Origin of the sequence: Streptococcus pseudopneumoniae, assembly GCF_038148935.1 — a bacterium.
Taxonomy (GTDB): domain Bacteria; phylum Bacillota; class Bacilli; order Lactobacillales; family Streptococcaceae; genus Streptococcus; species Streptococcus pseudopneumoniae_U.
Window position 1 is genome coordinate 1 of sequence record NZ_JBBJZX010000142.1, and the last position, 2,847, is coordinate 2,847.

A 2,847-nucleotide genomic window follows, 5' to 3' on the forward strand; every position below is an offset into this window, starting at 1 on the left:
GGTTGTTCCTGTTAGAGCTACATTTTGAATATTGCTGATTCCTTCTGTTTTCGCTGTATTCAAATCCGTTTCAGTTTGTGCATCATTTATTTTGGTAATGGCACTATTTTTAGCTGTCTCTGCTAAACCTTTTACTTTAGATTTTTCTTCAGTAGTCAAATCATTATCGTTATCTATTTGACCTGTTTTAGTAGTGAAGGCATCGTTAACCTCTTTCGTAGCACCAGCCTTATCCAATACAGGAGTTGTAGGTTTAGCCGTTACTGTAACAGGTGCACTACGAAATGATCCTCGTTCCCCCACATCTTTATCAGGACCTGTCTTAGGAAGTTCGTATACAGTAATAGCTCTAACTTCCCCCTCTCCTATCTTAGATACCACATAATCATTAGATGTTATTTTTGCTGTACCATCTGATTTTACTTCTGCAGTAGCAAGAATATTATAATTATAAGGATATGCACCGTTAGCGGCACCACCATAATCCCTTGAGTCTCCTCCACCCCTAATCAAATATACTTTCATCTTGATTCCATCTGGAAGAGTCAAATTAGGAGTTTCATTAAGAGTAACATCAACTTCTGGTTTATCTTCTGATTTCCCCTTTAAATTATTTGCAGGCGTTGTAATTGTTGGGGTCGGAGCCGGAGTCGCATAACCAAATATAGCAGTTTTTGTTCCCTTAGCCGTAGTAACTGTAACCGTTAATACCCAACTTCCTTTACTAGGAGTGTTCCCTGTAAATGACAATGTTGCTTCTCTTGTATTAAGACCACCTTTAGTTTTCTTCAAACCTAAACCATCATCACCAGTTACAGAAATATCTGTTATGGGATCTGAATTAGATATTGCTTTAATTTGCATATTATTTCCTGCTAATCCAAGACCACCTGGATTAACAAATAATGTTGAGGAATCGAATTTTTTCCTCGTCCCATTCCAACGTCCAATCTGAACATCCGTCAATTCTGTATCACGTTTTCTTCTCCTAGAGTTATTAGCTCCTTCTATTTCGGCTTTGTCTATCTGATTACCATCCAGTAACTTGTGAGCTCTTTCGACAAGTTCTCCAGAAATCTTTCCGTCGTCTGAAAGTCCTAACTTTTCGTTGATGGTATCTGCTAAGTTTTTAAAATCTGCTGCCGACTCAGGATTGGATTCTTTCAATTTTTTAGATGCATCTATCAATTTATCATATAACTGATACCCATCTTCTTCTTGGGATTGATCCGGCTTATCCACTCCATTAACTTCCTCTTTGTTAATTGAGGATCTTTCTGCTAACTCTGGTTGAGCTTCTTTTTTATCTTTTTCTACCTCGGACACAGTAGATAATTCACCAGATACAGGTTTAGCCCCACTACCGCCTTTTTCTTCATCTGGCTTATCTACTATCGAGCTAGCTTTTCCTTCATCATCTTTAGATGGAGTTCCTGGCTCTTTTTTCTCTCTTCCTTGAGTGTTTGCTTTAGCTCCTTCTTGTTCTACGTTAAGATTTTGACTGCTTGTCTCTGATGAGCTTAGGGCAGATGAATTGTCAGGCTTGACATCCCTATCCTGAGCGACCACTTCTGTACTTGCTTCCGCCGCCTGCACTTCTGTCGCTGGATTGGCTACAAAAAAGACAGACCCTAGCAAGACTGAGGCTGCTCCAATTGAAAACTTGCGTATAGAAAAGCGTTGGCGCTCATTCATTTTAAACTGTTTCATAGTTTTTCCTTTCTTTCTACCCTGTCTTTGCTCCTCTAGCCATATTCAAGCAGGCATCAACTCGCCATAAAAACAGGAAAACATGACCTTTTCTCATCTTAAACAAATGACAAAAAGCCCAGTATTTACTAACACTTCATTATATCAACTTAACTTCCATCCTTCAAGTTTACTTTGTTTTAATAAATCAGTAATGATATATATATATATGCAAGTTGCTTATTTTAAAGGATTTAGAGGCTTCTTATTTGTAAATTTAGTATATTTTTCATTATTTTCAGAAATTTTAAATTTATATAACATTCGAACGGAACTGCTCGTCTTGCTATCTATCGCCAGAAAGACCTATCCTAGACTCAGCAAATAAAAAAACAGGCTCTCCGAAAAATCAGAAATCCTGAGATATTATTTGATATAACTCCTTAACCAAATCACTTGATGTAGGCTCTCCCAGCTTTGTCGAGTAGCAGAGGTAGACTAGCCATGACAAAAATCAGCCATAGCCTGACTCATAAAAGCCCAGATAAATATAGGAAAGAAGCAAAGAGAAAGACTGATAGCAAAATCATACCCAAAGTCTCTCCAAAATTCCTGCAAATAAATAAAGCAAAAGGAGAGATAAAGGATAAAGAAACTAAAGCAAAAACGCTTGCCTGTATTTTTAGTACAAAAAGCACATCTTGGCTAGATGGCGTGCTTGACCATTATTGCTATTCTTACAACAATGCCTCAAACTCAGTGACAGTCATGCCCAGTTGCTGACTGGCAACCTCAGAAGTTAGAATACCTTGACGGACTAGATTTAGTAGCATGGACAAACTTCCTTCGACTTTCCCACGCTCCAGTCCCTGTTCAAGACCCTCAGCTCGACCACGTTCAAGACCACGCTCTAAACCTTGTTCAATCCCCTCTGCACGACCGCGTTCAAGACCACGCTCTAAACCTTTTTCCTCTGCTTGTTCCAAGGCATAGTCCTGTGCTAATAATGCTTGTTCTTCTCGCATACGTAGTTGACTAAACATCTTCCTGTCCTCCTCGGACCAGCTCTTGTAGTCTAGCAGTTGGTCTGCTTGGCTGATGGCACGCTCAGGTTGCTGGGTAAAGGGTTTGTTGCCGAAAAACTCCAACCACGGCTTG

2 protein-coding genes and 1 pseudogene are annotated in these 2,847 nt (G+C 39.4%); 1 reads left to right on the forward strand and 2 read right to left on the reverse strand.

Annotation, left to right across the window (positions count from 1 at the left end):
* On the reverse strand, positions 1-1,710 hold a 1,710-nt coding region (locus WKI42_RS10035; RefSeq protein ID WP_368081849.1), incomplete at its 3' end, for a DUF1542 domain-containing protein.
* Positions 1,711-2,193: 483 nt separating this feature from the next.
* Between WKI42_RS10035 and WKI42_RS10040 the strand changes: the two genes are divergently transcribed.
* Positions 2,194-2,472 (forward strand): hypothetical protein, encoded by a 279-nt coding sequence (locus WKI42_RS10040; RefSeq protein WP_368081850.1) that lies wholly within the window; start codon positions 2,194-2,196, stop codon positions 2,470-2,472.
* On the opposite strand, the pseudogene WKI42_RS10045 reads toward WKI42_RS10040, so the two are convergent.
* Positions 2,427-2,847: pseudogene (locus WKI42_RS10045) on the reverse strand (Rpn family recombination-promoting nuclease/putative transposase); the annotation flags it as partial. The gene WKI42_RS10040 and the pseudogene WKI42_RS10045 sit on opposite strands and share 46 nt — an antisense overlap.